Below are 22,002 nucleotides of genomic sequence, written 5' to 3' on the forward strand. Positions count from 1 at the left end.
CGCCATGAGACAGGTTCTCGGCATCTACAGCGCACCAGAGCAGCATTGGGTCGGCGACGGTTTCCCCGTCCGCTCCATGCTGTCCCACGGCGCCCAGGGCGGCCATATCAGCCCGTTCATCCTGCTCGACCATGCCGGCCCCACCCGCTTCACGCCGACCACGGCGCGGCGGGGCGTCGGCCAGCATCCGCACAAGGGTTTCGAGACGGTGACCATCGTCTATGAGGGCGAGGTCGCGCATCGCGACTCGACCGGCGCGGGCGGCACGATCGGCCCCGGCGACGTGCAGTGGATGACCGCCGCGAACGGCATCCTGCACGAGGAGTTCCACTCCGCCGATTTCGCCAAGACCGGCGGCAATTTCGAGATGGTCCAGCTCTGGGTCAATCTGCCGGCGAAGGACAAGGGCGCCGAGCCCGGCTACCAGAACCTGCTGGCGGCCGACATCCCGACCGTCGCGTTGCCGGGCGAAGCCGGCACGCTCAGGGTGATCGCCGGCCGCTTCGGCAGGGTCATCGGCCCGGCGCGCACCTTCACGCCGATCAACATCTGGGACGTCAGGCTCGCCGCCGGCAAGACCGCGGCGCTCGACGTACCCGAAGGCCACACGCTCTCCGTCCTTGTGCTGTCTGGCACCATCGCGATCGACGGCCGGGACAGCGCGGGCGCAGCCCAGACGGTGATCCTCGGCCGCGAGGGCGGCGGGCTGACCATCACGGCCGGCACCGACGCCAAGCTGCTGGTGCTCACCGGCGAGCCGATCGACGAGCCGGTCGTCGCACACGGGCCGTTCGTGATGAACACCGCCGACGAGATCCGTCAGGCGATGCGTGACTTTCAGGCCGGCCGGTTCGGCGCGATCCGCCGCACCGCCAGCGCCTGACAGGAACGGCACCGGTCCGCTGCCGCCATTGCGGACCTCCCCACCGACAGGAGACATATCCATGACCACCATCGCCTCGCCCGCAAATTTCGCCGGCCAGACGCCGAAGATCGATCCCGACAAGGCGGCCATGCTGCTGATCGACCATCAGAGCGGGCTGTTCCAGACGGTCGCCGACATGCCGATGCCGGAGCTGCGCCAGCGCGCGGCCGCGCTCGCCCGCATGGCGACGCTCGCCAAGCTGCCGGTGATCACCACCGCATCCGTGCCGCAGGGACCCAACGGACCGCTGATCCCGGAGATCCATGCCAATGCGCCGCACGCGCACTATGTCGCCCGGCGCGGCGAGATCAATGCCTGGGACAATCCCGACTTCGTCGCGGCGGTGAAGGCAACCGGCCGGACCCAGCTCATCATCGCGGGAACCATCACCAGCGTCTGCATGGCTTTCCCCTCGATCGCCGCCGTGCATGACGGCTACCAAGTGTTCGCCGTGGTCGACGCGTCCGGCACCTATTCCAAGATGGCCGAAGAAATCACCCTCGCCCGCATCGTGCAGGCCGGCGTGGTGCCGATGGATACCGCAGCCGTCGCCTCCGAGCTGCAGCGGACCTGGCACCGCGCGGACGCCGAGGAATGGGCAAAAGTCTACACCCAGATCTTCCCGCCCTACCAGCTCCTGATCGAAAGCTACCAGAAGGCGCGCGAAGTCGAGAGCAAGGGCGAGCAGCTCGACTCGGCCCGCAGCTAGAGGTCGCCGCCGCGGCCGTGGCCCGCCCCGCCGGATCGCGTCACGGCCGTCATCGCCCGTCCGGCCCCCCGCCGGCGCCGCGTCCGAACCTGTCGCCGAGCGGCGGGCTGTATGCGAGGGCGAGGATCGCTCCGAGCAGCATGTTCTCCGCGATCGACAACAGCGTCATGAACCCGGACGTCTCGGCCGCGCCGAGCGCCGCCGACGCCGCGACATAGAGCGCGGCCTGAATCGTGACGACGGGCCGCGCCCAGCGCCTGAAGAACGCCAAGCCGAGCAAGGGCAAGCCGACGATGGCGGTAACCGCCGCGACGACGGCGGCGGCGACGGCGACCTCCCCGTAGCGAGCCACGAAAGGCTGCGCCGCGCCGGGCGGTTCGCCCCAGTTGACCGCGGCGCTCGCCAGAACCACGGCGAAGTCGAGCGCGACCAGCCAGCGAAAGACGCGCGTCACCGCCCCCTCTCGCCGGCGGTTACCGCAACGCCCCGACCAGGCGGGAAAAGAACCCGTCCGCGGCGCTCTTGTCGATCCAGCGCAGCACCACGACGAGATCGTGGTCCGGATCGGCCCAGATGACGTTCGTGCCCGCGCCGAGCGCGGAAAAGACCGAGGCCGGCAGGTCGGGCTTCGCCGCGGCGCCGCGGTTGAGCCACCAGAGATAGCCGTAATTGCCGAGGGTCGGCGACGGCGTCAGCATGGCCTTGACCCAGGCGTCCGACAGGATGCGCCGCGAACCCCAGAGGCCGCCGCGCGCCACCATCAGACCGAAGCGGGCATGATCGCGCGCGCCGATGAACAGGCCGCCGCCCCAATGGCCGCCGCCCGGCACCGACTGCATGCTGCGGCCATCGATATCGACCCAGGAGTTGCGGTAACCCTGCCATTCCCAGCGGTCCGAGGCGCCGATCGGGTCCATGACCCTTTCACGCAGGATCTCCGGCAGCGGCCTGCGGAAGCGCTGCAGCAGGCAATAGCCGAGCAGGTTCACCCTGACGTCATTGTATTCATAATAGGTGCCGGCCGGGTTCAGCGCCCGCTTCTCGCCCTTTCGGCTGTTGTCGGCGCCGGGGCCGATCTGCCTGAAATGGTCGACCTGGTCGGACTTGCCGAAGAGCTCGCCCTGCCATTCGCTCGACTGCTGCAGCAGGTGGCGCCAGGTGATCGGCGCATTGTGGGGGCTGGCAAAAAAGGCATCGTCGACGGTCGCCCGCACGGGCTCGTCGACATCGCGGATCAGACCGTCGTCGAAGGCGAGGCCCGCGACCACCGCGAGATAACTTTTCGCGATGGAGAAGGTCATGTCGGTGCGGTCGGTCTCGCCCCATTCGGCGACGCGCCGCCCGCCCTTCAGGACAAGCCCCGCGGGACCGCCGCGCTCGCGCACGGGACCTGCGATCTCGCTCCACGGCCCGGACTCGTTCCACTCGACGATGCCGACATAGCGTCCGTCGGGATAATAGAGGCTGCGCGGCCAGGAACTCTCGCTCGCCTTGGCGAAATCGATCGCTGCCTGCAGCCGCGCGGGGTCGAACCCGGCCTCTGCGGGCGCGAGGTCGGCCCACTCGGCGCCGTCGCGCGGGGGGATGTAGAGATTCGGCTCGGCGGTCATGCAGGTCTCCGGACTGGCGCCACGAGGGCGGCGTCAGTCCTAGCAAGGCGCGCGGCGACTGGCGACGCCTCAGGCGAATGGCAGCCGGGCGCGAAAGCCACCCGGCGGCGAACGCGCGGAAACACGGCGGGATGCGCGCGAGCGCGCGTCAAGCCCTGACGCCGCAGAACCTGACGACGCTGTCGGCGATGACCGCGGCGGTCTCGGTCAGCGAAGACATCAGCACGAACTCGTCCGGCCCGTGCTGGCCGCCGCCGGTCGGGCCGAAGACGACGGCCGGAATGCCGCGCGCCGTATAGTGCGCGGCATCGGTCACGCCCAGCATACCGGCAATGACGGGCTCGCGGCCGCTCGCCCTGATCGCGGCCTCGACCGAACGGGTCAGCGGATGGTCGAGCGGCGTATTGACCGGCGGGAAATGCAGGTCGCCGAGCTCCCAGCGGATTTCCGGCGGATGCTCGCGCAGCCACGGATCGGATTTGGCGAAATGGCCGATCCAGTCCTCGAACTCGCGCCGGATATCGGCCGAGCGCTCGTGCGGCAGGAACTTCATGTCGAAGTCGATGACGCAGATGTCCGGCACCATGGCGGGGTTGCCGAGCAGGGCCGGCAGGCCGTCCGGTCCCTCGCCGCAGCCGGCGACCATCACGCCGGGGCTGATCGTGTTCATCCCCGCCGGCATGCCGGGGAAGCGGCGGGTGAGCCCCCACTGGGTCTCCAGCTCGCGCACCGCCGCCAGCAGGCGGGTGCCGAGTTCGATGGCATTGACGCTGCGCACCGGCACGTCGTTGACGGGGTCCACGGGATAGATCGAGGCGAAGCGCCGCGCCGAATGGCCGCTCAGGCCGCGCAAGGTCACCCGCACCCATTCGAGGCCGCCGGCCCAGGGCCTGAGCACGCCGCCGCTCGGCTCGGCGATCAGCACGCCGGCAAGGCCCGCGCTCGCCGCCGCGGCCGCCATGGCGCCCGTGCCGCCGCCCTCCTCGTCGACGACGGCATGGAACTCGAGCCGGCCGTCCAGGACGACGCCGACATCGGCCAGCGCCCGGCAGGCGACGAGCGCGGCGGCGATGCCGCCCTTCATGTCGCTCGCGCCGCGGCCATAGAGGCGATCGCCGTCGATCCTCGGCTCGTAGGGCCCCGAGCTCCATTGCCCGAGATCGCCGTGCGGCACCACGTCGACATGGCCGCAGAGCGCCAGGCTGCGCGCAGCGCTCCCCGCGCGCCGGCCGATCAGGTTCGGCCGGTCCGGCCAGGGAAAGCTGCGCTCGGTGGCGAAGCCGAGCGAGGCCAGCTCGGCCTCGATGAGGTCCTGCACGGCAGGCTCGCGGTTGAAGGCGGGGTCGACCAGGAATTTCGGATTGACCGAGGGGATACGGATGAGCCGCGCGAGCAGATCGACCAGATCGTCGGCGCGCGCCTCGACCGCCCGGCGCAGCTTCTGTGTCAGATCGGCGGGAACGGCGGCCGGTTCCGTGCTGGCTTGGGTCCTGGCCTCGGTCATGGGACGCCCTCCGTCGGCATTGTCGATTTCATTACATTATTGCCACATCTGCATCATCATGCAATGAATATGACACCGTTGCGTCATGCGGCGGCAGCGGGGCGGCCCCGCCAAGAGGAACAGGCCGCGAGGGGATCTCACACCATGGATCGACGTCGGTTCCTGCACGTTTCATCGGCCGGCCTTGCCGCCCTCGCGGCGCCGCGCCTCGGCCTGGCGGCCGACCAGCGCGTCCTGAAATTCGTGCCGCATGCCGATCTCTCGGTGGTCGACCCGACCTGGAACAACGCCTATGTGACGCGCAACCACGGCTACATGGTGTACGACACCTTGTTCGCGCAGGACGGCAGCTATCGCATGCAGCCGCAGATGCTCGAGGGCTTCACCGTCGAGGAGGACGGCAAGCGCTGGGTCATGAAGCTGCGCGAGGGCCTCGTCTTCCATGACGGCGCGAAGGTGCTGGCGCGCGACTGCGTGGCGAGCCTCAACCGCTGGGGCAAGCGCGACGAATTCGGCCGCAACCTGTTCGCCGTGACCGACGAACTGTCGGCGGCCGACGACCGGACCATCGTGTTCCGGCTGAAGCGCCCGTACCCGCTGCTGCCCATGGCGCTCGGTAAGACCGGCCTGATGATGGCCGCGATCATGCCCGAGCGCATCGCCAACGGCGATCCGGACAAGCCGATCACCGAGGTCGTCGGCAGCGGCCCCTACCGGTTCAAGGCCGACGAGCGGCTCGCCGGCGACAGGGTCGTCTACGAGCGCTTCGCCGACTATGTGCCGCGCGCCGGCGGCACGCCGGAAGGCACGGCCGGTCCGAAGGTCGCGATGTTCGACCGGATCGAATGGAAGATCATCGCCGATGCCTCGACGGCCGGCGCGGCGCTGCGCACGGGCGAAGTGCACTGGTGGGAGCTGCCCGGCGCCGACATGCTGCCGCTGATGCGACGCACGCGCGGCGTCAAGGTCGAGACGCTCGACCCATCGGGCTATGTCGCGGCGCTGCGCATCAATCACCTGCATGCGCCGACCGCCAACGCGGCGGTCCGCCGGGCGATGGTGCGCGCCATCTCGCAACGCGACGTGGTGATGGCCATGGCCGGCACCGACCCGAAGCTGTGGCGCGAGAATGTCGGCTATTTCTGTCCGGAAACCACCTTCGCCAACGATGCGGGCATCGAGGCCGTGTCCTCGCCGCGCGACCCGCAAGCGGTGAAGCGGGCGCTCGGGGAAGCCGGCTATGGCGGCGAGAAGATCACCCTGCTGGTGCCGGAAGACCTGCAGATCAATGCCCTGCCCTCGACCGTCGTCGCCGACAACCTGACCAAGGCCGGTTTCAATATCGATTATGTTTCAACGGATTGGGGCACTCTGGTGCAGCGGCGCATCAAGAAGGATGCGCCGAACCAGGGCGGCTGGGGCGCCTATGTCGTGCTCAATTCGGGCACCGACATGCTCACCCCCGCGGTACATGCGGGCCTGCGCGGCAACGGCTCGGCACTGAACGGCTGGTGCGAGAGCCCCGGCATCGAGAAGGAGCGCGACGCCTGGCTCGCCGCCCCCGACCAGGCCGGCCAGATCGCCGCCGCCCGCGCCCTGCAAGCCCAGGCCTTCACCGACGTGCCCTATATTCCGCTCGGCCAGATCGCGCAGCTCACCGTTTTCCGCGACGACCTCAGCGGCATGATCAAGGGCATGCCGGTGTTCTGGAACATCCGCCGCGGCTGACGGCGCACCGGCGCGGGCCCGGCGTTTCGTCCGATGCCCGCGCGCTCTAAAGATGGGCTGTCCGAAGGAACCCGCCCCGACGCCATGACCATCCGCGAACGCCTTGCCGATCCGTCCCTGGCCCTGACGCCGTCCGAGCGCAAGCTGGCGCGCGTCATCCTGGCGAACTATCCCGTCGCCGGCCTCGGCACGGTGGCGACGCTGGCCGCGCGCGCCGATGTCAGTGACCCGACCGTGGTCCGCTTCGCGACGAAGCTCGGCCATCCGAGCTTCACCGCCTTCCAGGAGGCGCTGCTCAGCGAGGTGGAGCAGCGCCTGCGCTCGCCGCTGATGATGATGGAGGTGCGCCAGGGCCGCGCGGCCAGCCATCCCGTGCGCGGTTATGCCGAGGCCATGGCGGCGAGCCTCTCGGCCGACGGCGAGGTCCTGTCGCCGGCCGAATTCGACCGGGCGCTCGACCTGCTCATCTCGGCCAAGGGCCGCCTCATGCTCATCGGCGGCCGGTTCAGCGGCCATCTCGCGGCGATCATGGAGGCGCATCTGCGCCAGATGCGGCCCGGCACCGTGCTGCTCGGCGGACCAGGAGCCGATCTCGTCGACCAGCTCGTCGATATCGGCAGCCGCGACGTGCTCGTCGTCTTCGACTATCGCCGCTACCAGTCGGATGTCGTCGCCTTTGCGCGCCAGGCCCGGGCGCGCGGCGCGCGGATCGTGCTGTTCACCGACCGCTGGGGCTCGCCGATCGCGGAAGCGGCCGAAGTGGTGCTGGCGAGCGAGGTCGAGGCGCCCTCCCTTTTCGACACGATGGTGCCGGCGCTGGCGCTCGTCGAGGCCGTGCTGACCACCATGGTCGAGCGCATCGGCAAGCCGGCGCTGAAGCGCATCGAGGCGCTGGAAGAGGCTCGCCAGGAGAATGCGGTCACCGTCGACCGCGATGACACGGCAAAGACCGGAACAGCTGAGGAGAAGCGCTGATGACAGCGATGCGGCGCGATGCGCCCTATGCCCGTGGCGAGACCGCCCTGCTGTTCGTCGACATGCAGAAGATCTTCGCCGAGCCCGGCCGCGACCCGGCCCATCCCGAGCGCGGCGCCGACCATCCGTTCTATCGCACCCTCGCGGAGACGGTGGTGCCGAACCAGCGGCGCATTCTCGCCGCCGCGCGGGCCGCCGGCATCGAGGTCATGCACACGGTGATCGAGGCGCTCACCCGCGACGGCCGCGACCGCTCGCTCGACCACAAGCTTTCCGACATCCTGGTGCCGCGCGGGCACCCCGACGCAGCCGTGATCGATGCGCTGAAGCCCGGCGAGGACGAGATCGTCCTGCCCAAGACCTCGTCCGGCGTCTTCAACTCCACCAATATCGACTATGTCCTGCGCAATCTCGGCGTCCGCACATTGATCGTCGCCGGCATCGTCACCGACCAGTGCGTCGACATGGCGGTGCGCGACGCCGCCGACCGCGGCTATTGCGTCAGCCTGCCGCGCGATGCCTGCGCAACCTATACGAGCGAGCGGCACGAGGCGGCGCTGCGGGCCTTCGGCGGCTATTGCTGGGTGACCGACACCGACACGGTGGTCACGCGCCTGGAGGCACTGCGGTGACCGTCATGACCACAGTCGAGCCCGAACATCTCGTCACGCTGGTGACGACGGACTATTCCGGCATCACCCGCGGCCGCTCGATCCGGGCCCGTGCCTTCGAGGCGGATGCGGCAGCCAGCGTCGGCTGGGTGCCGGCCAACCAGTCGCTGACGCCCTTCGACATCATCGCCGCCGACAGCCCGTGGGGCTCGTCCGGCGATCTCCGGCTGATGCCCGACCGGGCGGCGCGCCACGCCGTGCGCCTGCCGGGCGCGGCGACCGCTCTCGACATGGTGATGAGCGACGTCGTCGAGCTCGACGGCAGCCCCTGGGCCGCCTGCCCGCGCGCGTTCCTGAAGAGCGCGCTCGACGACCTCGGCCGCGAGACCGGCCTGACGCTGGCCGGCGCCTTCGAGCACGAGTTCCAGGTCAAGGGCGAGCCGTTCCCGGCAGCGCCGGCCTTTTCGCTCGCTGCGCTGAGGCGGGCCGATCCGCTCGGCCCCCTGGTGCTGGCCGCTCTCGGCGCCGCCGGCCTCGCGTCCGACACCTTCATCGCCGAATATGGCCGCGACCAGTTCGAGGTGACGGTCGGCCCGGCGCAAGGCGTCGCGGTCGCCGACCAGGCGGTGGCGCTGCGCGAGATCATCCGCGAAACGGCCCGCCTTGCCGGCCTTGCCACCACCTTCGCCCCGAAGACCGCGCCGGACGCGGTCGGCAACGGCGTGCACATTCATATGAGCCTTGTCGACGGCGCCGGCCGCAATGCGCTCTACGATCCCACCCGCCCCGGCCGCCTGTCGGAGGTCGGAGCGGCCTTCGCCGCCGGCATCGTCAGGCACATGCCGGCCATCGTCGCGGTGACCGCGCCGAGCGTTGCCTCCTATCTTCGGCTGAAACCGCACAACTGGAGCGCCAGCTATACCTGGCTCGGCGACCAGGACCGCGAGGCGAGCCTGCGCATCTGCCCGACGCCGACGCTGGGCGGCAAGGATCCCGCCAGGAGCTTCAACATGGAGTTCCGCGCCGCCGATGCGACGGCCTCGCCGCATCTTGCGCTCGGCATGCTGGTGCGCGCCGGCCTTGCCGGCATCCGCGAGCGGCTGCCGGTGCCGCCGATCTTTTCGGGCGATCCGGAACAGCTCGACGAGGCCCAACGCAACCGCCTCGGCCTCGTTCGCCTGCCGCAATCGCTCGGCGCGGCACTCGAAGCGCTGGACAGCGATGCCGTCGCCCGCGCTTTCCTCGCCCCGCAGGCGCTTGCGACCTATCTGGGCATGAAGCGGGCGGAGATCGCGCTGACCGACGGGCTCGATCCGGCGGCGCTCTGCCGGCGCTATGCGGAGATCTATTGATGGCGTCCGCAATGGCTCCGGCGCTCGCGCCGGAGGACGAGCCCGAGGTCGTGACCGTGCTCAATGCGGCCGGCACCTCGCCGGTGGTGCTGGTCTGCGAGCACGCCTCGAACTTCATCCCCGCCAGCTATGACGGGCTCGGCCTCTCCGCGGCCGACCGGCAGCGCCACATCGCCTGGGACATCGGTGCGGCGGGCGTCACCCGCGCTCTCTCCGGCCTCATCGACGCGCCGGCCTTCCTCGCCGGCTGGTCACGCCTGCTGATCGACGGCAACCGGCCGATCGGCGCGCCGAGCAGCATTCCGGAAACGAGCGAGGCGACCGTCATTCCCGGCAATCGCGGCCTCGGCGCCGCCGAGCGCGAGCGGCGGGCCGATCGCTTCTTCCGGCCGTTCCACGACCGGCTCTCCGCCTTCCTCGATGCCCGGCGCGCCGCCGGCAAGGACACCTGGCTGGTCGCGATCCATTCCTTCACGCCGGTCTTTCTCGGCGTCGCCAGGCCCTGGCACGCCGGCATCCTCTACGGCCATTCGCGGGACTGGGGCGCGCGGCTGGTGGCGGCTTTCGACAGTCCCGATCGGCCGGTGGCGGCCAACGAACCCTATATGATCGAGGCCGAGAGCGACTATCTCGCGCCGGTCCATGGCGAAGCGCGCGGCCTGCCGACCGTCCTGTTCGAGATCCGCCAGGACCTGGTGGCGACCGCCGCGGCCGAGCAGGACTGGGCACGGGCGATCGCCGCCCTGCTCACGGCAGTGCCGCCGCGCTGAACGCGGCGGCCGCCGGTCGGCGGCCTATTCCGCAGCGAGCGGGATCATCGGCGCCTGGCGCATCGACCGATCGTCGGGAGCGTAGACGCGGCCGAAGCGGTTGCCGAGGAAGGCGGCGAGATCGACGTCCTCCTGGCGGACGAAGCCGTGTTGCGGCAGGCGGCCCTGGCCGAGCAGGTCGAGCACGGCGCAGATCCCCGCCGCCGTGGTGAGCTGGATGGCGCTCAGCCGGCCGTCGCCGCCGATGCGGTTGGCATAGCTCTCCTGGACGAGCCGCCCGTCGCGATAGCCGGCGACCGTGACGATGATCACCACCACGTCCTGCAGCGTCGAGGGCAAGGCCCCCTCCAGGATGTCCTTCATCAGGCCGCGCCGCTCGCTGAGCCTCAAGTCGCGCAGCAGGAGCTTCATCACCGCGGCATGGCCGGGGTAGCGAATGGTCCGATAGTTCAGCTCGCGCACGCGGCCGGCATAGGTCTCGCACAGCGTGCCGAGGCCGCCCGAAGTGTTGAACGCCTCGTAGGCGACGCCGTCGAAGGTGAACTCCTCGCGCTCCTCCAGCGGCGGCACCTGGCGCAGGGCGCCATCGACGATCGCTTCGCACGGCTCGCAATATTCGTTGATGACGCCGTCCGTGCTCCAGGTCAGGCTGTAGCCAAGCCCGTTGGCCGGAAAGCGGGGCAGTGCGCCGACCCGCAGGCGGATGCTGTCAAGCCGGTCGAACCGGCGCGCCATGTCAGCGGCGATGATCGAGACCGCGCCGGGCGCAAGCCCGCATTGGGGGATGAAGGCGGTGCCTGCGGCAGCGGCGAGTTCCTTGACCCGGCGGGTGCTGGCGACATCCTCGGTCAGGTCGAGATAGTGGATGCCGCTTGCGGCGGCGGCCTCGGCGATCGCCGTGGTGAGGTGGAACGGCGCCGCGCTCATGACGGCGAACTTGCCGGCCAGCAGCAGCTCGAGGCCGGCGCGATCGGCAACGTCGAGCTGAACGCGCTCGACCGGCGCGCCCGGCCGCTCGGGCCCGACGGGCACCAGCCGGTCGGCGAGCGTCACGCGATAGTCGCCGGTCGCGGCGAGGTTGTCGGCGATGGTCGCCCCGATCTTGCCGGCTCCGATGACGACGACATGTTTCATGCGAATGGTCCCCTCATGGCTCCCGGCAAGCCTCGCCGCGTCCGTGCACGGAAGCCAGATGCGGAGCTCCGGCAGGCGGCGGCCTGGCCGTCATTCTGCCGGATCACGCGATCATTCTGCCGAAAGGTGCTTGACCCGAATCCGGCGGCGGGGGGAAGGAAGGAGGGCACGCCCGGCGGCGCCGCGGCCGCGCGCAAGGTGGAGACGTGACGGATCGATGGGCTGGCTCGGCAAGATCTTCGATGAAATCGACCGGCGGCTCGTCGCGCTGCTGCAGTCGAATGCCCGGCAGTCGACGGTCGAGCTTGCCCGACGCCTCGGCGTGGCGCGCTCGACCGTGCACGACCGCATCCGCCGGCTGGAAAAGGCCGGCGCGATCCTCGGCTACCAGGTGGTGCTCGCCCGCGACGTGACCGGCGCCAGCGCCCAGTCGATCGTGCTGCTCTCCATCTCGCAGAAGCAGCAGCGCAGCGTGATCGAGGCGCTTGGCCGCCTGCCCGAGATCAAGCTCTGCCATACGGTGAGCGGCGAATACGACCTCTTCCTGCTGATCGAGACGCCCCAGCTCGAAGATCTCGACGCGGTCATCGACGAGGTCACCTCGATCGCCGGGGTGACGCGCTCGCAGTCCTTCATCCTGCTCGCCAAGAAGTTCGACCGGATGACCGATCGCGGACCATTGGCGCAGCCCGCCGGGGCCGCGGCGGCGCGGACGGCGGATTAGGATTCGACGTCTGCGCGTTGGCCTCGAGCGCCCTTTGAGAAAGCGGGCCGTGGTTCGAGGCAATGGTGCCGAATTGCACTGATCCTAGAACGTCGGTGGCGTGCAGGCGCTGACCAACTCGCAGGCGACCGGGCCGACGCAGCGGAACCGATGCGGCCGGCGGCTCTCGAAATAATAGGCATCGCCCGGCCCCAGGATCTTGCGCTCGTCGTCGACGGTCACTTCGAGATGGCCCGACAGGATGATGCCGCCCTCCTCGCCGTCGTGGACGAGCGGGATCTGGCCGGTGCCGGAGCCGGGCTCGTAGCGCTCCTTCAGGATCTGCAGCGCCCGGCCGAACAGGTTGTCGCCGACCTGGCGGTAGGAGATCGGGCCTTTGCCGATCTCGGTCAATTCATCGGCGCTGTAGAAGGCCTTCGTCCGACGGTCCGGCTCGATGGCGAAGAATTCGGCAAGGCCGATCGGAATGCCGTCAAGGATGCGTTTGAGCGCGCCGACCGAGGGATTGGTGCTGTTGGATTCGATCAGCGAGATGGTCGAGTTCGTGACGCCGGCCCGCTTGGCGAGTTCGCGCTGGGAGAGATTGTTGGCAATGCGGACGTAACGCAGGCGATTGCCGAGGTCGATCGACGACATGATCGCAGAACCCGTTTCAGGTGTTTCCGATAACGCAAATGGCTGACCATGATATACATGTTTTCAATGGGTTGGTAAAAATCAGAAAAGGACTTGTTGCGTTCTCCCGATCATGCGCCTGCTGGCGGCAATCTGCGGAGGAACCCCATGAACGCCCATACGCCGACCAACAGCACCAGCCTTGCCAATTACTGGATGCCGTTCACCGCCAACCGGCAGTTCAAGGCGGCGCCGCGCCTGCTCGCCTCGGCCGAAGGCATGAACTACACGAGCATCGACGGTCGCACCGTGCGCGACGGCACCGCCGGCCTCTGGTGCGTCAATGCCGGCCACGGCCGCCGGCGCATCACCGCCGCCGTCGAGCGCCAGCTCGCCACCCTCGATTTCGCGCCCTCGTTCCAGATGGGCCATCCGGTCGCCTTCGACTTCGCCGAGCAGCTCGCGCGCGTCGCCCCGGGCGGGCCGGCCGCCCAGCTCGACCGGGTGTTCTTCACCGGCTCGGGCTCGGAATCGGTCGACACCGCGCTGAAGATCGCCCTCGCCTACCAGCGCGCCATCGGCCAGGGCACGCGCACGCGCCTCATCGGCCGCGAGCGCGGCTATCACGGCGTCGGCTTCGGCGGCATCTCGGTCGGCGGCATCGTGTCGAACCGCCGCGTCTTCCCGCAGCTGCCGGGCTCGGATCATCTGCGCCATACCCACGACCTCGCCCGCAACGCCTATTCCAGGGGACAACCGGAGCACGGCGCCGAGCTTGCCGACGACCTCGAGCGCCTGGTCGCGCTGCATGGCGCCGAGACGATCGCGGCGGTCATCGTCGAACCGGTGGCCGGCTCGACCGGCGTGCTGATCCCGCCGAAGGGCTATCTCGAGCGCCTGCGCGCGATCTGCGACCGGCACGGAATCCTCCTCATCTTCGACGAGGTCATTACCGGTTTCGGCCGGCTCGGCGCGCCCTTCGCGGTCGATTATTTCGGCGTCGTGCCCGACCTCGTCACGACCGCCAAGGGCCTGACCAACGGCGCCATCCCGATGGGCGCGGTCTTTGCGAGCCGCAAGGTGCACGATGCGCTCATGACCGGTCCCGAGGGCCAGATCGAGCTGTTCCACGGCTATACCTATTCGGGCCACCCGGCCGCCTGCGCCGCCGGCCTTGCGACGCTGGAGATCTATCGGGAGGAAGGGTTGCTCACCCGTGGCGCCGCGCTCGCCAGGGCCTGGGAGGATGCGATCCACGGCCTGAAGGGCCTGCCGCATGTGATCGACATCAGGACGATCGGCATCATTGCCGGCATCGAGCTGGACGCGCGGCCGGACGGCGCCGGCAAGCGTGCCTATGACGTCTTCGTCGACTGTTTCGAGAAGGGTCTGCTGATCCGCGTCACCGGCGACATCATCGCCCTGTCGCCGCCCCTGATCCTGGACGAGGACGACATTGCCGGGATCATGGATGTTCTCGGCGCGGCATTGAAGCGGGCAGCCTGATGGCTGCCTCGGGATTGTGGATGTTCTCGGCGCGGCGCTGAAGCGGGCGGCCTGACGGCCGCCTCGGGATTGTGGATGTTCTCGGCGCGGCGCTGAAGCGGGCAGCCTGATGGCTGCCTCGGGATTGTGGATGTCCTCGGCGCGGCGCTGAAGCGGGCAGCCTGACGGCCGTCCGTCTCACGCCGCGAGCACGACCCCGCTGACGACGGCGGCATATTGGCAGGCCGCCGCCGCCAGAACGAAGGCGTGCCAGATGGCGTTCTGGAAGCGCAGGCCGCGCCAGGCGTGGAAGACGACGCCGACGGAATAGAGCAGTCCGCCGGTGACGAGCAGGCCGGTCGCCGAGACGGGCAGCCTCGCCACCACCTCGTCGGCGATCACGAGGCCGCTCCAGCCGAGAGCGAGATAGAGCCCGACGGCCAGGCGGTCGAACCGGCCGGGCGCGGCAAGCTTGATCGCCGCGCCGCCGACCGCCACCGCCCAGACGCCGCCGAGCACGGCATAGCTGAGCGGCGTGCCCAGCCGGATCATGAACGGCGTGTAGGTGCCGGCGATCATCAGATAGATCGCCGCATGGTCGAACCGCCGCAGAAGCCACTTGGTGCGTGAGATCGGCCACATATTATAGGCCGCCGAGCAGCCGATGACGGCCATCAGCGCAAGCGCATAGACCGACAGCGACGCCACGGCGGCCGACGGCAGATAGACGAGCGCGAGGGTGATGAGCACGGCGGCGGCCGCCACGGCGAAGACCGCGCCGACAACGTGCACCACGCCGTCCGCGACCAGCTCGTACCGGTCATAGGCCCAGGCAAGCCCGATCGGCCGGCCGTCGTCCAGGGTCATCGCTCCATCCCGAAATGCCTCGCTGCCTCATCCTACACGAGGAATGCGACCGGTCGAACACGACGCTCAACGGGAGGCTGGCTCGGAAAAATCAACGAGCGGCCCCCGCGGCACGATGCCGGTCGGGTTGATGCGCCGGTGGCTCTCGTAATAGTGCCGCTTGATGTGGTCGAAATCGGTCGTCGCGGCGATGCCGGGCATCTGGTACAGCGCGCGGGTATAGGCCCAGAGCGCGGGGTAATCGACGAGCCGCTTCATGTTGCACTTGAAGTGGCCGACATAGACGGGATCGAAACGGAAGAGCGTGGTGACCAGCCTGAGGTCCGCCTCGGTCAGCCGGTCGCCGGCCAGATAGCGCTGGCGCGACAGGATCTCCTCAAGCCAGTCGAGCGTCGCGAAAAGCGGGCCGATCGCCTCGTCATAGGCCGCCTGGCTGCCGGCGAAACCGGCGCGGTAGACGCCGTTGTTGAGGGTTTCGTAGATGCGGGTGTTGAGGGCGTCGATCTCGGCCCTGAGCGCCTGCGGATAATAGTCGCCGACCGCAGCGCCGACGCCGTCGAAGGCGCTGTTGAACATGCGGATGATCTCGGCGGATTCATTGCTGACGATCGTCGCCGTCGCCTTGTCCCAGAGAACCGGCACCGTGACCCGGCCGGTATAGGCAGGATCGGCGGCACGATAGATCTCGTGGAGGCAGGCCGCCCCGATCAGCGGCTCGGCGGTGACGCCCGGTCCCGGCGCGAAGGTCCAGCCTTTCTCGGCCATCAGCCAGTGGGTCACCGAAAGGCCGACCATGTCGTCGAGCCCCTTCAAGGCCCGCATGATGGTCGTGCGGTGCGCCCAGGGGCAGGCGCGCGCGACGACGAGGTGGTAGCGGCCGGGCTCCGCCTTGAAGCCGCCCCGCCCGCTCGGGCCGGGCGCGCCGTCCGGCGTCACCCAGTTGCGGAATACGGAAGCCGGACGCTGCATGCGCCCCTCACTGTCGAGCATGGCCCGGTCGTCGTCGTGCCAGACGCCGTCGATCATGATGCCCATCGGCCCTCTCCTTCGTGTCCGTCACACGCTGCGACCGCCTTCTCCATAGCTTCCCGGCCGCGACCGGTCGCCTTGCATTTGCGCAAGCGAGGAATTGAGCGCCCCGGAGACAACAACGGCCGTCCTCTGGCCGCGGCACGGCGTTCGTGATCGACCGGCGCACCGTGCGGCATCGGACCGAGCCGATCCCGGCCGCCCGGGCAGGCCATCACGACCGGATCAGGCGCCGGTCGCGCGGCGCGGCCTCGCCGGCACGGCCGCGACCAGGACCACGCCGCCGGGCGCTTCCGGCTCGGCCCAGAGCCCCTCGGCCGCCTGTTCGGTGCGCGTCACATGGTCGGCCATCAGCCGGCAGGCTGTCTCGGCGTCGCGGGCCAGCGCGGCATCCATGATCGCCCGGTGCTCGGCCGCCACCGCCTCGGGGGCGGGGACCGCCGCGGCGCCGCGAAACATCCTGAGGCGCCGGTAACGCTCGCCAAGGTCGAAGGTCTGCCGGTGGAACTGGCGCAGCCAGGCGGAAGGACAGGCCGCCACGAGGCTGTCGTGGAAAGCCTTGTGCCTCGCCTCCCAGAGATCGACCGCCTCCGGCTCGCCGCCATGGCGCGGCAGTGGCGTGAGGGCCAGGAGATGGAAGCTTGCGACGATCGCCGCCTCCCAGGCGGCATCGCCATGGGCGATGGCCTCGCCGAGGCAGAGGGTCTCCATGTGGCGCCGGGCGATGAACAGGTCCTTGAGCTCGGCCCGGCTCGCCGCCGCGACCTTGAAGCCCTTCTGGCCTTCGGCCGTCACCAGCCCCTCGACGCCGAGGCGCATCAGCGCCTCGCGCAGCGGGCTGAGCCCGAGCGCATAGCGCCGGCCGAGCTCGGCCGGGCGCAGCGGCGCGCCTGGAGCGAGCATCCCGCCGAGAATGTCGCGCCTCAGCCTGAGATAGGCGAGTTCGGCAAGCGTGCCGATGCCCGGATCGCCCGTCCGTTCCACGGTGCGCTTCGCGCCCCGCGCCCTCGATGGGCCGGCCATCGCGGTCGTCACAGATAGGTCCTGACCTGCCAGAGCTCGGGAAACAGCTCGAGCTGGAGCACGCTCTGCAGGTAGCCGACGCCGCTGGTGCCGCCAGTGCCCTGCTTGAAGCCGATGATGCGCTGCACCGTGGTGACGTGCCGGTAGCGCCACTGACGGAAACTGTCCTCGATATCGACCAGCTTTTCGGCGAGCTGATAGAGGTCCCAATGGGCCTTGGGCGCGGCATAGATCTGGCGCCAGGCCTCGAGCACCGAGGCATTGGCCCGGTAGGGCTCGCGCCAGTCGCGCCCGGTCACGGCGGCGTCGATGGCAAAACCCCGGCGCGCGACGAGCCTGAGGCTTTCGTCATAGATCGAGGGCGCCTCGAGCGCGGCCATGACCTCGGCATTGCGGACGGGGTGATGGGCATGCGGCCGGGCGAGGACCGGGTTCTTGTTGCCGAGCAGGAATTCCAGCACGCGGTACTGATGCGACTGGAAGCCCGAGGAGCGGCCGAGCACGCCGCGGAACTCGGTATATTCGCTGGGGGTGAGCGTCGACAGCACGGTCCAGGCCGAGACGAGCTGGTCCATCACGCGCGAGACGCGGGCGAGCATCTTGAACGAGGGATCGAGCTCGTCACGCCGGATGCAGTCGCGCGCAGCCGTCAGTTCGTGGAGCAGCAGGCGGATCCACAATTCGCTCGTCTGATGCTGGATGATGAACAGCATCTCGTCATGCTTGTCCGAGCGCAGGTTCTGCGCCGAGAGCAGCGTGTCGAGCTCCAGATAGTCGCCGTATCCCATCTCATGGGCGAAATCGAGATGGGCGCCCTTCAGACCGTCCGCCTTCGGGTCGTGCTTCTGCCGCGTGCTCACCGATCGCTCTCCCCTTCGACGGCGCACCACCGGCGGCACGCGGGATTTATGGCGTCGATGCTAATTTATAAATTTGAACAGTCCAAGCCGGTCCGGTCCTGGAAAGCAAAACGGCCGCGACCGCCTCGCCCGCCAGCGAAACCGTCGCGGCCGTCGGAACCGGCGCCAGAGGAGCGCGGCGCCGGCCCCTTAAGCGTCAGGACGCCTCGTATTGCGCAACCCAGGCCTCGGCGACCTCGGTGCCGGTGGCGAACCAGACGCCCGGGAAGGTGCGGATGAAGGCGATGAGCTCGCGCAGCAGCGCGATGCGGCTCGGCCGGCCGACGATCTGCGGGTGGAAGATGATGTCGAACAGCCCGCCCCAGCGGTAGATCTCGCGGAACTCCTCCTTGAACACCTGGAGCATGTGCTCGTTGGTGAAGATCGGCCGCGGGTTCTTCACCGAGAACAGGGCATAGGGCGCATCGTCGAGGCTCCAGTGCCAGGGCAGCTCGACCGGCCCCCTGGAGCCGTCAGGCAGCACGTGGCGATAGGGATTGATGTCGTCCATCAGCGAGGAATTGTAGAGAAAATTGTGCTTCTGCAGGAGCTTGAACAGGCCGCTGCTGACCTCGCCGGCCGGCGAGCGATAGCCCTTCGGCACGACGCCGACGGTGCGCTTCAGAGCTTCGAGGCCCTTCTCGATCTCCTCGACCTCGGCGGCAGGATCGTCGCTCACCCAGCGATGCGAATAGCTGTGATGGCCGACCTCGTGACCGCCCTTCAGGATCATCTCGACGCGGTCGGTGTGATTCTCGGCGGTCCAGCCCGGCACGAAGAACGTGCCCTTGAGGCCTTCCTCCTCCAGCGTGTCGAGAATCTTCGGCACGCCCACCTTGGCGCCGTAGCGGCCCTGGCTCAGCACGCCCGGCCGGTTGGCATTTTCGGGATCGCGCGAGGTCCACAGCGTCTCGGCGTCGAAATCGAAGGTCAGCATCACCGCGCAGCGGGCGCCGTTCGGCCAGGTCACGCTCATGTCGTGCATCGAAAACTCCTCCCCGAAATGATCAGATCATCAGGATTCGGGCGGCGTGTGGCGCGCCGCCGTGTAGCCGCCGTCGACGGGAATGACGGCGCCGGCCACGAAGGACGCGTCGTCGGAGGCAAGAAAGGCGATGACGGCCGCCTGCTCCTCCGGCGTGCCGACGCGGCCGACCGGCGTCGGCTGCACCTGCAGGCGGATATAGTGCGGGTCCTTGAGCCGCGCGGCGGTCATCGGCGTCTCGACGACCCCGGGCGCGACGGCATTGACGAGAATGCCCTCGGGCGCCAGCTCGCCGGCGAGCTGGCGGGTGAAATGGGCGACGCCGGCCTTCGCCACCGCATAGGCCGTGGTGCCGGGATAGCCGACGAGGCCGAAGATCGAGGAGACGTTGACGATCCGCCCGCCCGGCCGCGGCAGGTGCGGCACGATCGCCCGCGTCACCCGCAGCATGGCGTTGAGATTGGTGTCGATGATCCGGTCGATCAGCGGATCGTCGGAATCGGCGAGCCGCCGCGAACCGCCGATGCCGGCATTGTTGACGAGGATGTCGATGCGGCCGAAGGCCTCGAGCGCCGCGGCCGCCATGCGCGCGCCGGCATCGCGCGCGGTGATGTCGAGGACCAGCGCCCGCGCGCCGATCGCCGCGGCCGTGGCTTCGACCTCGTCGATGACGTCGACCAGGAGAACGTCGGCGCCGTCGGCGGCGAGACGGCGGGCGGTGGCGGCGCCGATGCCGCGCGCCGCGCCGGTGACGATGGCAGCCTTGCCGGCGAAGCGGGTCCTGTCAGGCAACGCGGCCTCCATCGACGGGCAGAGCGACGCCGGTGGTGAAGCCGGCGGCATCGCTCAGCAGATAGGCGACAGCGGCGGCGACCTCGTCGGCCGTGCCGAAGCGGTTCATCGGATGCTGGGCCTTCTGGAAGGCCTCGGCTTCGGCCTGGGCCGCGGCATCGCCCGCCTGGGAGATGGAGGCATAGGCCATGGCCGTGTCGATGGTGCCCGGGCAGACGCAGTTGACGCGGATGTTCTCGGCCGCGTGGTTGCGGGCAAGGCTGCGGGTAAGCAGCGTCACCGCGCCCTTCGAGGCCGAATAGACCGAAAGCCGCGGCGAGCCGACGAGCCCGGCGGTGGACGAGAACAGCACCACCGCGCCACGGCCGATCTCGCGCATATGCGGGATGAAATATTTGGCCGCGAGCCAGCTGCCTTTGACATTGACCGCGAAGACCCGGTCGAAATCGGCCTCCTCGACGTCGATGGCGATGCGCGCCGGGCCGACGATGCCGGCGGCCACGGCGAGCAGCTCGACCGGGCCGAGCTCGGCGCGGGCGGTCGCCGCGGCGCGGGCGACATCGGCTGCCGAAGCCGCGTCGCCGGCGACCGTGACCGCGCCCGGGCAGAGGGCGGCGGTCTCGGCGAGGCCTTCGGCGTCGCGATCGAACAGGATGAGACGGGCGCCCTCGCGGGCGAGCATGGCGGCTGTCGCCCGGCCGAGGCCGCCGGCCGCTCCGGTGACGCAGGCGACGCGGCCGGCGAAGCGATCACTCATGGTCCTTGCCTCCGAGGTAGAATTCCTGCAGCTCGGCCATGGCGACGCCCTCGCCCACCGCCCGCTCATAGGCGATGCGGCCGCCGCGGATGACGTAGATGTGGTCGGCGATGTCGAGCGCCATGCCGACATTCTGCTCGACCAGGAGAAGCGTGAGGCCAAGCTCCCGAAGGCCCAGGATCGCCTCGGCGATCTCCTCGACCACCTTCGGCGCCAGGGCCGCCGACGGTTCGTCGAGCAGCAGCATCGTGGGGCGCGCCATCAGCGACCGGCCGATCGACAGCATCTGCCGCTCGCCGCCGGAAAGCATGCCGGCATTGACCTTGCGCCGCTCGCGCAGCCGCTTGAAACGGACATAGACCGCCTCGAGATCCTCGGCGATCTCCCGCCGCTGCCGGCGCCGGTGATAGGCCCCCATCAGGAGGTTCTCCTCGACGCTCATGCCGGCGAAGACCTCCTTGCCCTGCGGCACCAGCGACAGGCCGAGGGCCGAGCGCTCCTCGGCCGGCACCGGATCGATGTCGCGGCCATCGAGCAGGATGCGGCCCTCCTGGACCTTGACGAGGCCCGCAATGGATTTCAGCGTCGTCGACTTGCCGGTGCCGTTGCCACCGAGCAATGCGACGAGGCCGCCCTTGGGCACGTGCAGGCTGACGCCGTGCAGAATGCGGGTACGGCCGTAACCCGCGACGATGTTCTCAAGCCTGAGCACGGCGCTTCCATCCCGATCCGATATAGGCTTCGACGACGACCGGATCGTTGACCACGGTCTCGGGCAGGCCCTCGGCGATCTTCACGCCGGAATCGAGCACCACCACGCTGTCGCAGAGGTCGCGGACGACCCGCATCACGTGCTCGACCAGAAGGATGCTCATGCCGAACTCGTCGCGCATGCGGCGGATCAGGGCGATCAGCCGGTCGACATTGGGCGGCGACAGGCCCGCCGCCGGCTCGTCGAGGACGAACAGGCTCGGCTCGCTCATCATGCCCCGGGCGAGCTCGACCATGCGCTGCTGGCCGATCGAGAGCGCCGAGACCGGCCGCGAGGCGAAGGGCTCGAGGTCGAACCAGGCCAGCATGCTGCGGGCGCGGGCGCGCACCGCCTCCTCCTCCTCGACGGCCGCGCGCCGTTTCAGCACGGTGTCGAAGAGGCCGGTCTTCATCCGGATGTGATGGGCGAGCAGGAGGTTGTCCTCCACGCTCAGCGAATGGAACAGGCGCAGCAACTGGAACGAGCGGGCCATGCCGAGGCGGGCGCGCCGGTAGGACGGCTCGGAGGTGATCGCCGCGCCGTTGAAGGCGAAGGAGCCGGCATCGGGCCGGAGCTCGCCGGTGACCAGGTTGACCATGGTCGACTTGCCGGACCCGTTGGGCCCGATCAGGCCGACGATCTCGCCCTTGCCGACGGTCATGTCGACATTGCTGACGGCGACGACGCCGCCGAAGCGCTTGGTGATGCCGCGCGCCTCGAGGATCGGCGTCGGCTTTGCTTGGGCTGTCTCGGCCAC

The 22,002-nt window shown here is 69.4% G+C and carries 23 protein-coding genes; 9 read left to right on the forward strand and 14 right to left on the reverse strand.

What is annotated here, in order from left to right:
• The first annotated feature begins 4 nt into the window (after positions 1-4).
• Positions 5-883, forward strand: coding sequence for a pirin family protein (locus OZ671_RS06025; RefSeq protein ID WP_268859897.1), 879 nt, complete (start codon positions 5-7; stop codon positions 881-883).
• A gap of 70 nt (positions 884-953) precedes the next feature.
• Entirely contained in the window at positions 954-1,634 is a 681-nt protein-coding gene (locus tag OZ671_RS06030) for a hydrolase (RefSeq protein WP_268860043.1), read from the forward strand.
• A gap of 49 nt (positions 1,635-1,683) precedes the next feature.
• Here the strand turns inward: OZ671_RS06030 and OZ671_RS06035 are convergent, their stop codons facing one another.
• From OZ671_RS06035 to OZ671_RS06045, 3 genes are all read right to left on the reverse strand, one after another.
• Positions 1,684-2,088 carry a hypothetical protein gene (locus OZ671_RS06035; RefSeq protein ID WP_268859898.1) on the reverse strand — a complete coding sequence of 135 codons (405 nt, stop codon included), beginning with the start codon at positions 2,086-2,088 and terminating at the stop codon, positions 1,684-1,686.
• 19 nt (positions 2,089-2,107) lie between these two features.
• Entirely contained in the window at positions 2,108-3,244 is a 1,137-nt protein-coding gene (locus tag OZ671_RS06040) for a serine hydrolase domain-containing protein (protein WP_268859899.1), read from the reverse strand.
• A 148-nt stretch (positions 3,245-3,392) separates the two neighbouring features.
• Entirely contained in the window at positions 3,393-4,748 is a 1,356-nt protein-coding gene (locus OZ671_RS06045; RefSeq protein ID WP_268859900.1) for a M20 family metallopeptidase, read from the reverse strand.
• A gap of 144 nt (positions 4,749-4,892) precedes the next feature.
• On the opposite strand from OZ671_RS06045, the gene OZ671_RS06050 reads away from it, so the two are divergent.
• The 5 genes from OZ671_RS06050 (at position 4,893) to OZ671_RS06070 (ending at position 10,184) form a co-directional block, all read left to right on the forward strand.
• Positions 4,893-6,476, forward strand: coding sequence for an ABC transporter substrate-binding protein (locus OZ671_RS06050; protein WP_268859901.1), 1,584 nt, complete (start codon positions 4,893-4,895; stop codon positions 6,474-6,476).
• 84 nt (positions 6,477-6,560) lie between these two features.
• Positions 6,561-7,451 (forward strand): MurR/RpiR family transcriptional regulator, encoded by an 891-nt coding sequence (locus tag OZ671_RS06055; protein WP_268859902.1) that lies wholly within the window; start codon positions 6,561-6,563, stop codon positions 7,449-7,451.
• The gene (locus tag OZ671_RS06060; RefSeq protein WP_268859903.1) at positions 7,451-8,083 is read left to right on the forward strand and encodes a cysteine hydrolase family protein; all 633 of its coding nucleotides are present in this window, start codon (positions 7,451-7,453) and stop codon (positions 8,081-8,083) included. Before OZ671_RS06055 ends, OZ671_RS06060 begins: the two co-directional genes overlap by 1 nt.
• 5 nt (positions 8,084-8,088) lie before the next feature.
• Positions 8,089-9,414, forward strand: coding sequence for a glutamine synthetase family protein (locus tag OZ671_RS06065; protein ID WP_268859904.1), 1,326 nt, complete (start codon positions 8,089-8,091; stop codon positions 9,412-9,414).
• Positions 9,414-10,184, forward strand: coding sequence for an N-formylglutamate amidohydrolase (locus tag OZ671_RS06070; protein WP_268859905.1), 771 nt, complete (start codon positions 9,414-9,416; stop codon positions 10,182-10,184). The genes OZ671_RS06065 and OZ671_RS06070 overlap by 1 nt, the downstream gene beginning before the upstream one ends.
• A gap of 24 nt (positions 10,185-10,208) precedes the next feature.
• Here OZ671_RS06070 and OZ671_RS06075 read toward each other — a convergent pair whose 3' ends face one another.
• Positions 10,209-11,318: a saccharopine dehydrogenase family protein gene (locus OZ671_RS06075; RefSeq protein WP_268859906.1), complete on the reverse strand. Its 1,110-nt coding sequence runs from the start codon at positions 11,316-11,318 to the stop codon at positions 10,209-10,211.
• Positions 11,319-11,535: 217 nt separating this feature from the next.
• Between OZ671_RS06075 and OZ671_RS06080 the strand changes: the two genes are divergently transcribed.
• Positions 11,536-12,042, forward strand: coding sequence for an Lrp/AsnC family transcriptional regulator (locus OZ671_RS06080; RefSeq protein ID WP_268859907.1), 507 nt, complete (start codon positions 11,536-11,538; stop codon positions 12,040-12,042).
• An 84-nt stretch (positions 12,043-12,126) separates the two neighbouring features.
• Here the strand turns inward: OZ671_RS06080 and OZ671_RS06085 are convergent, their stop codons facing one another.
• The gene (locus OZ671_RS06085; RefSeq protein ID WP_268859908.1) at positions 12,127-12,678 is read right to left on the reverse strand and encodes a cupin domain-containing protein; all 552 of its coding nucleotides are present in this window, start codon (positions 12,676-12,678) and stop codon (positions 12,127-12,129) included.
• Between the two features lie 147 nt (positions 12,679-12,825).
• Here OZ671_RS06085 and OZ671_RS06090 point away from each other — a divergent pair, with 147 nt between their 5' ends.
• A complete protein-coding gene (locus OZ671_RS06090) occupies positions 12,826-14,163 on the forward strand; it encodes an aspartate aminotransferase family protein (protein ID WP_268859909.1) in 1,338 nt (445 codons plus the stop codon).
• A gap of 177 nt (positions 14,164-14,340) precedes the next feature.
• Here the strand turns inward: OZ671_RS06090 and trhA are convergent, their stop codons facing one another.
• From trhA to OZ671_RS06135, 9 genes are all read right to left on the reverse strand, one after another.
• The gene (gene trhA / locus OZ671_RS06095) at positions 14,341-15,009 is read right to left on the reverse strand and encodes a PAQR family membrane homeostasis protein TrhA (protein WP_038314151.1); all 669 of its coding nucleotides are present in this window, start codon (positions 15,007-15,009) and stop codon (positions 14,341-14,343) included.
• Positions 15,010-15,075: 66 nt separating this feature from the next.
• On the reverse strand, positions 15,076-16,044 hold the full coding sequence (locus tag OZ671_RS06100) for a glutathione S-transferase family protein (RefSeq protein WP_268859910.1): 969 nt from the start codon (positions 16,042-16,044) through the stop codon (positions 15,076-15,078).
• A gap of 219 nt (positions 16,045-16,263) precedes the next feature.
• On the reverse strand, positions 16,264-17,022 hold the full coding sequence (locus OZ671_RS06105) for an FCD domain-containing protein (RefSeq protein ID WP_268859911.1): 759 nt from the start codon (positions 17,020-17,022) through the stop codon (positions 16,264-16,266).
• A 47-nt stretch (positions 17,023-17,069) separates the two neighbouring features.
• Positions 17,070-17,921, reverse strand: a complete 852-nt coding sequence (gene kynA, locus OZ671_RS06110) for a tryptophan 2,3-dioxygenase (protein WP_038314159.1) — start codon at positions 17,919-17,921, stop codon at positions 17,070-17,072.
• 196 nt (positions 17,922-18,117) lie between these two features.
• The gene (locus tag OZ671_RS06115) at positions 18,118-18,945 is read right to left on the reverse strand and encodes a polysaccharide deacetylase family protein (protein WP_268859912.1); all 828 of its coding nucleotides are present in this window, start codon (positions 18,943-18,945) and stop codon (positions 18,118-18,120) included.
• Positions 18,946-18,975: 30 nt separating this feature from the next.
• The gene (locus OZ671_RS06120) at positions 18,976-19,737 is read right to left on the reverse strand and encodes an SDR family NAD(P)-dependent oxidoreductase (RefSeq protein WP_268859913.1); all 762 of its coding nucleotides are present in this window, start codon (positions 19,735-19,737) and stop codon (positions 18,976-18,978) included.
• Positions 19,730-20,494: an SDR family NAD(P)-dependent oxidoreductase gene (locus OZ671_RS06125; protein ID WP_268859914.1), complete on the reverse strand. Its 765-nt coding sequence runs from the start codon at positions 20,492-20,494 to the stop codon at positions 19,730-19,732. Before OZ671_RS06125 ends, OZ671_RS06120 begins: the two co-directional genes overlap by 8 nt.
• Entirely contained in the window at positions 20,487-21,206 is a 720-nt protein-coding gene (locus OZ671_RS06130; protein ID WP_038314164.1) for an ABC transporter ATP-binding protein, read from the reverse strand. The genes OZ671_RS06125 and OZ671_RS06130 overlap by 8 nt, the downstream gene beginning before the upstream one ends.
• Positions 21,193-22,002, reverse strand: a complete 810-nt coding sequence (locus OZ671_RS06135) for an ABC transporter ATP-binding protein (RefSeq protein WP_268859915.1) — start codon at positions 22,000-22,002, stop codon at positions 21,193-21,195. The genes OZ671_RS06130 and OZ671_RS06135 overlap by 14 nt, the downstream gene beginning before the upstream one ends.

The organism is Phreatobacter sp. AB_2022a, from assembly GCF_026847585.1.
Lineage (GTDB): Bacteria > Pseudomonadota > Alphaproteobacteria > Rhizobiales > Phreatobacteraceae > Phreatobacter.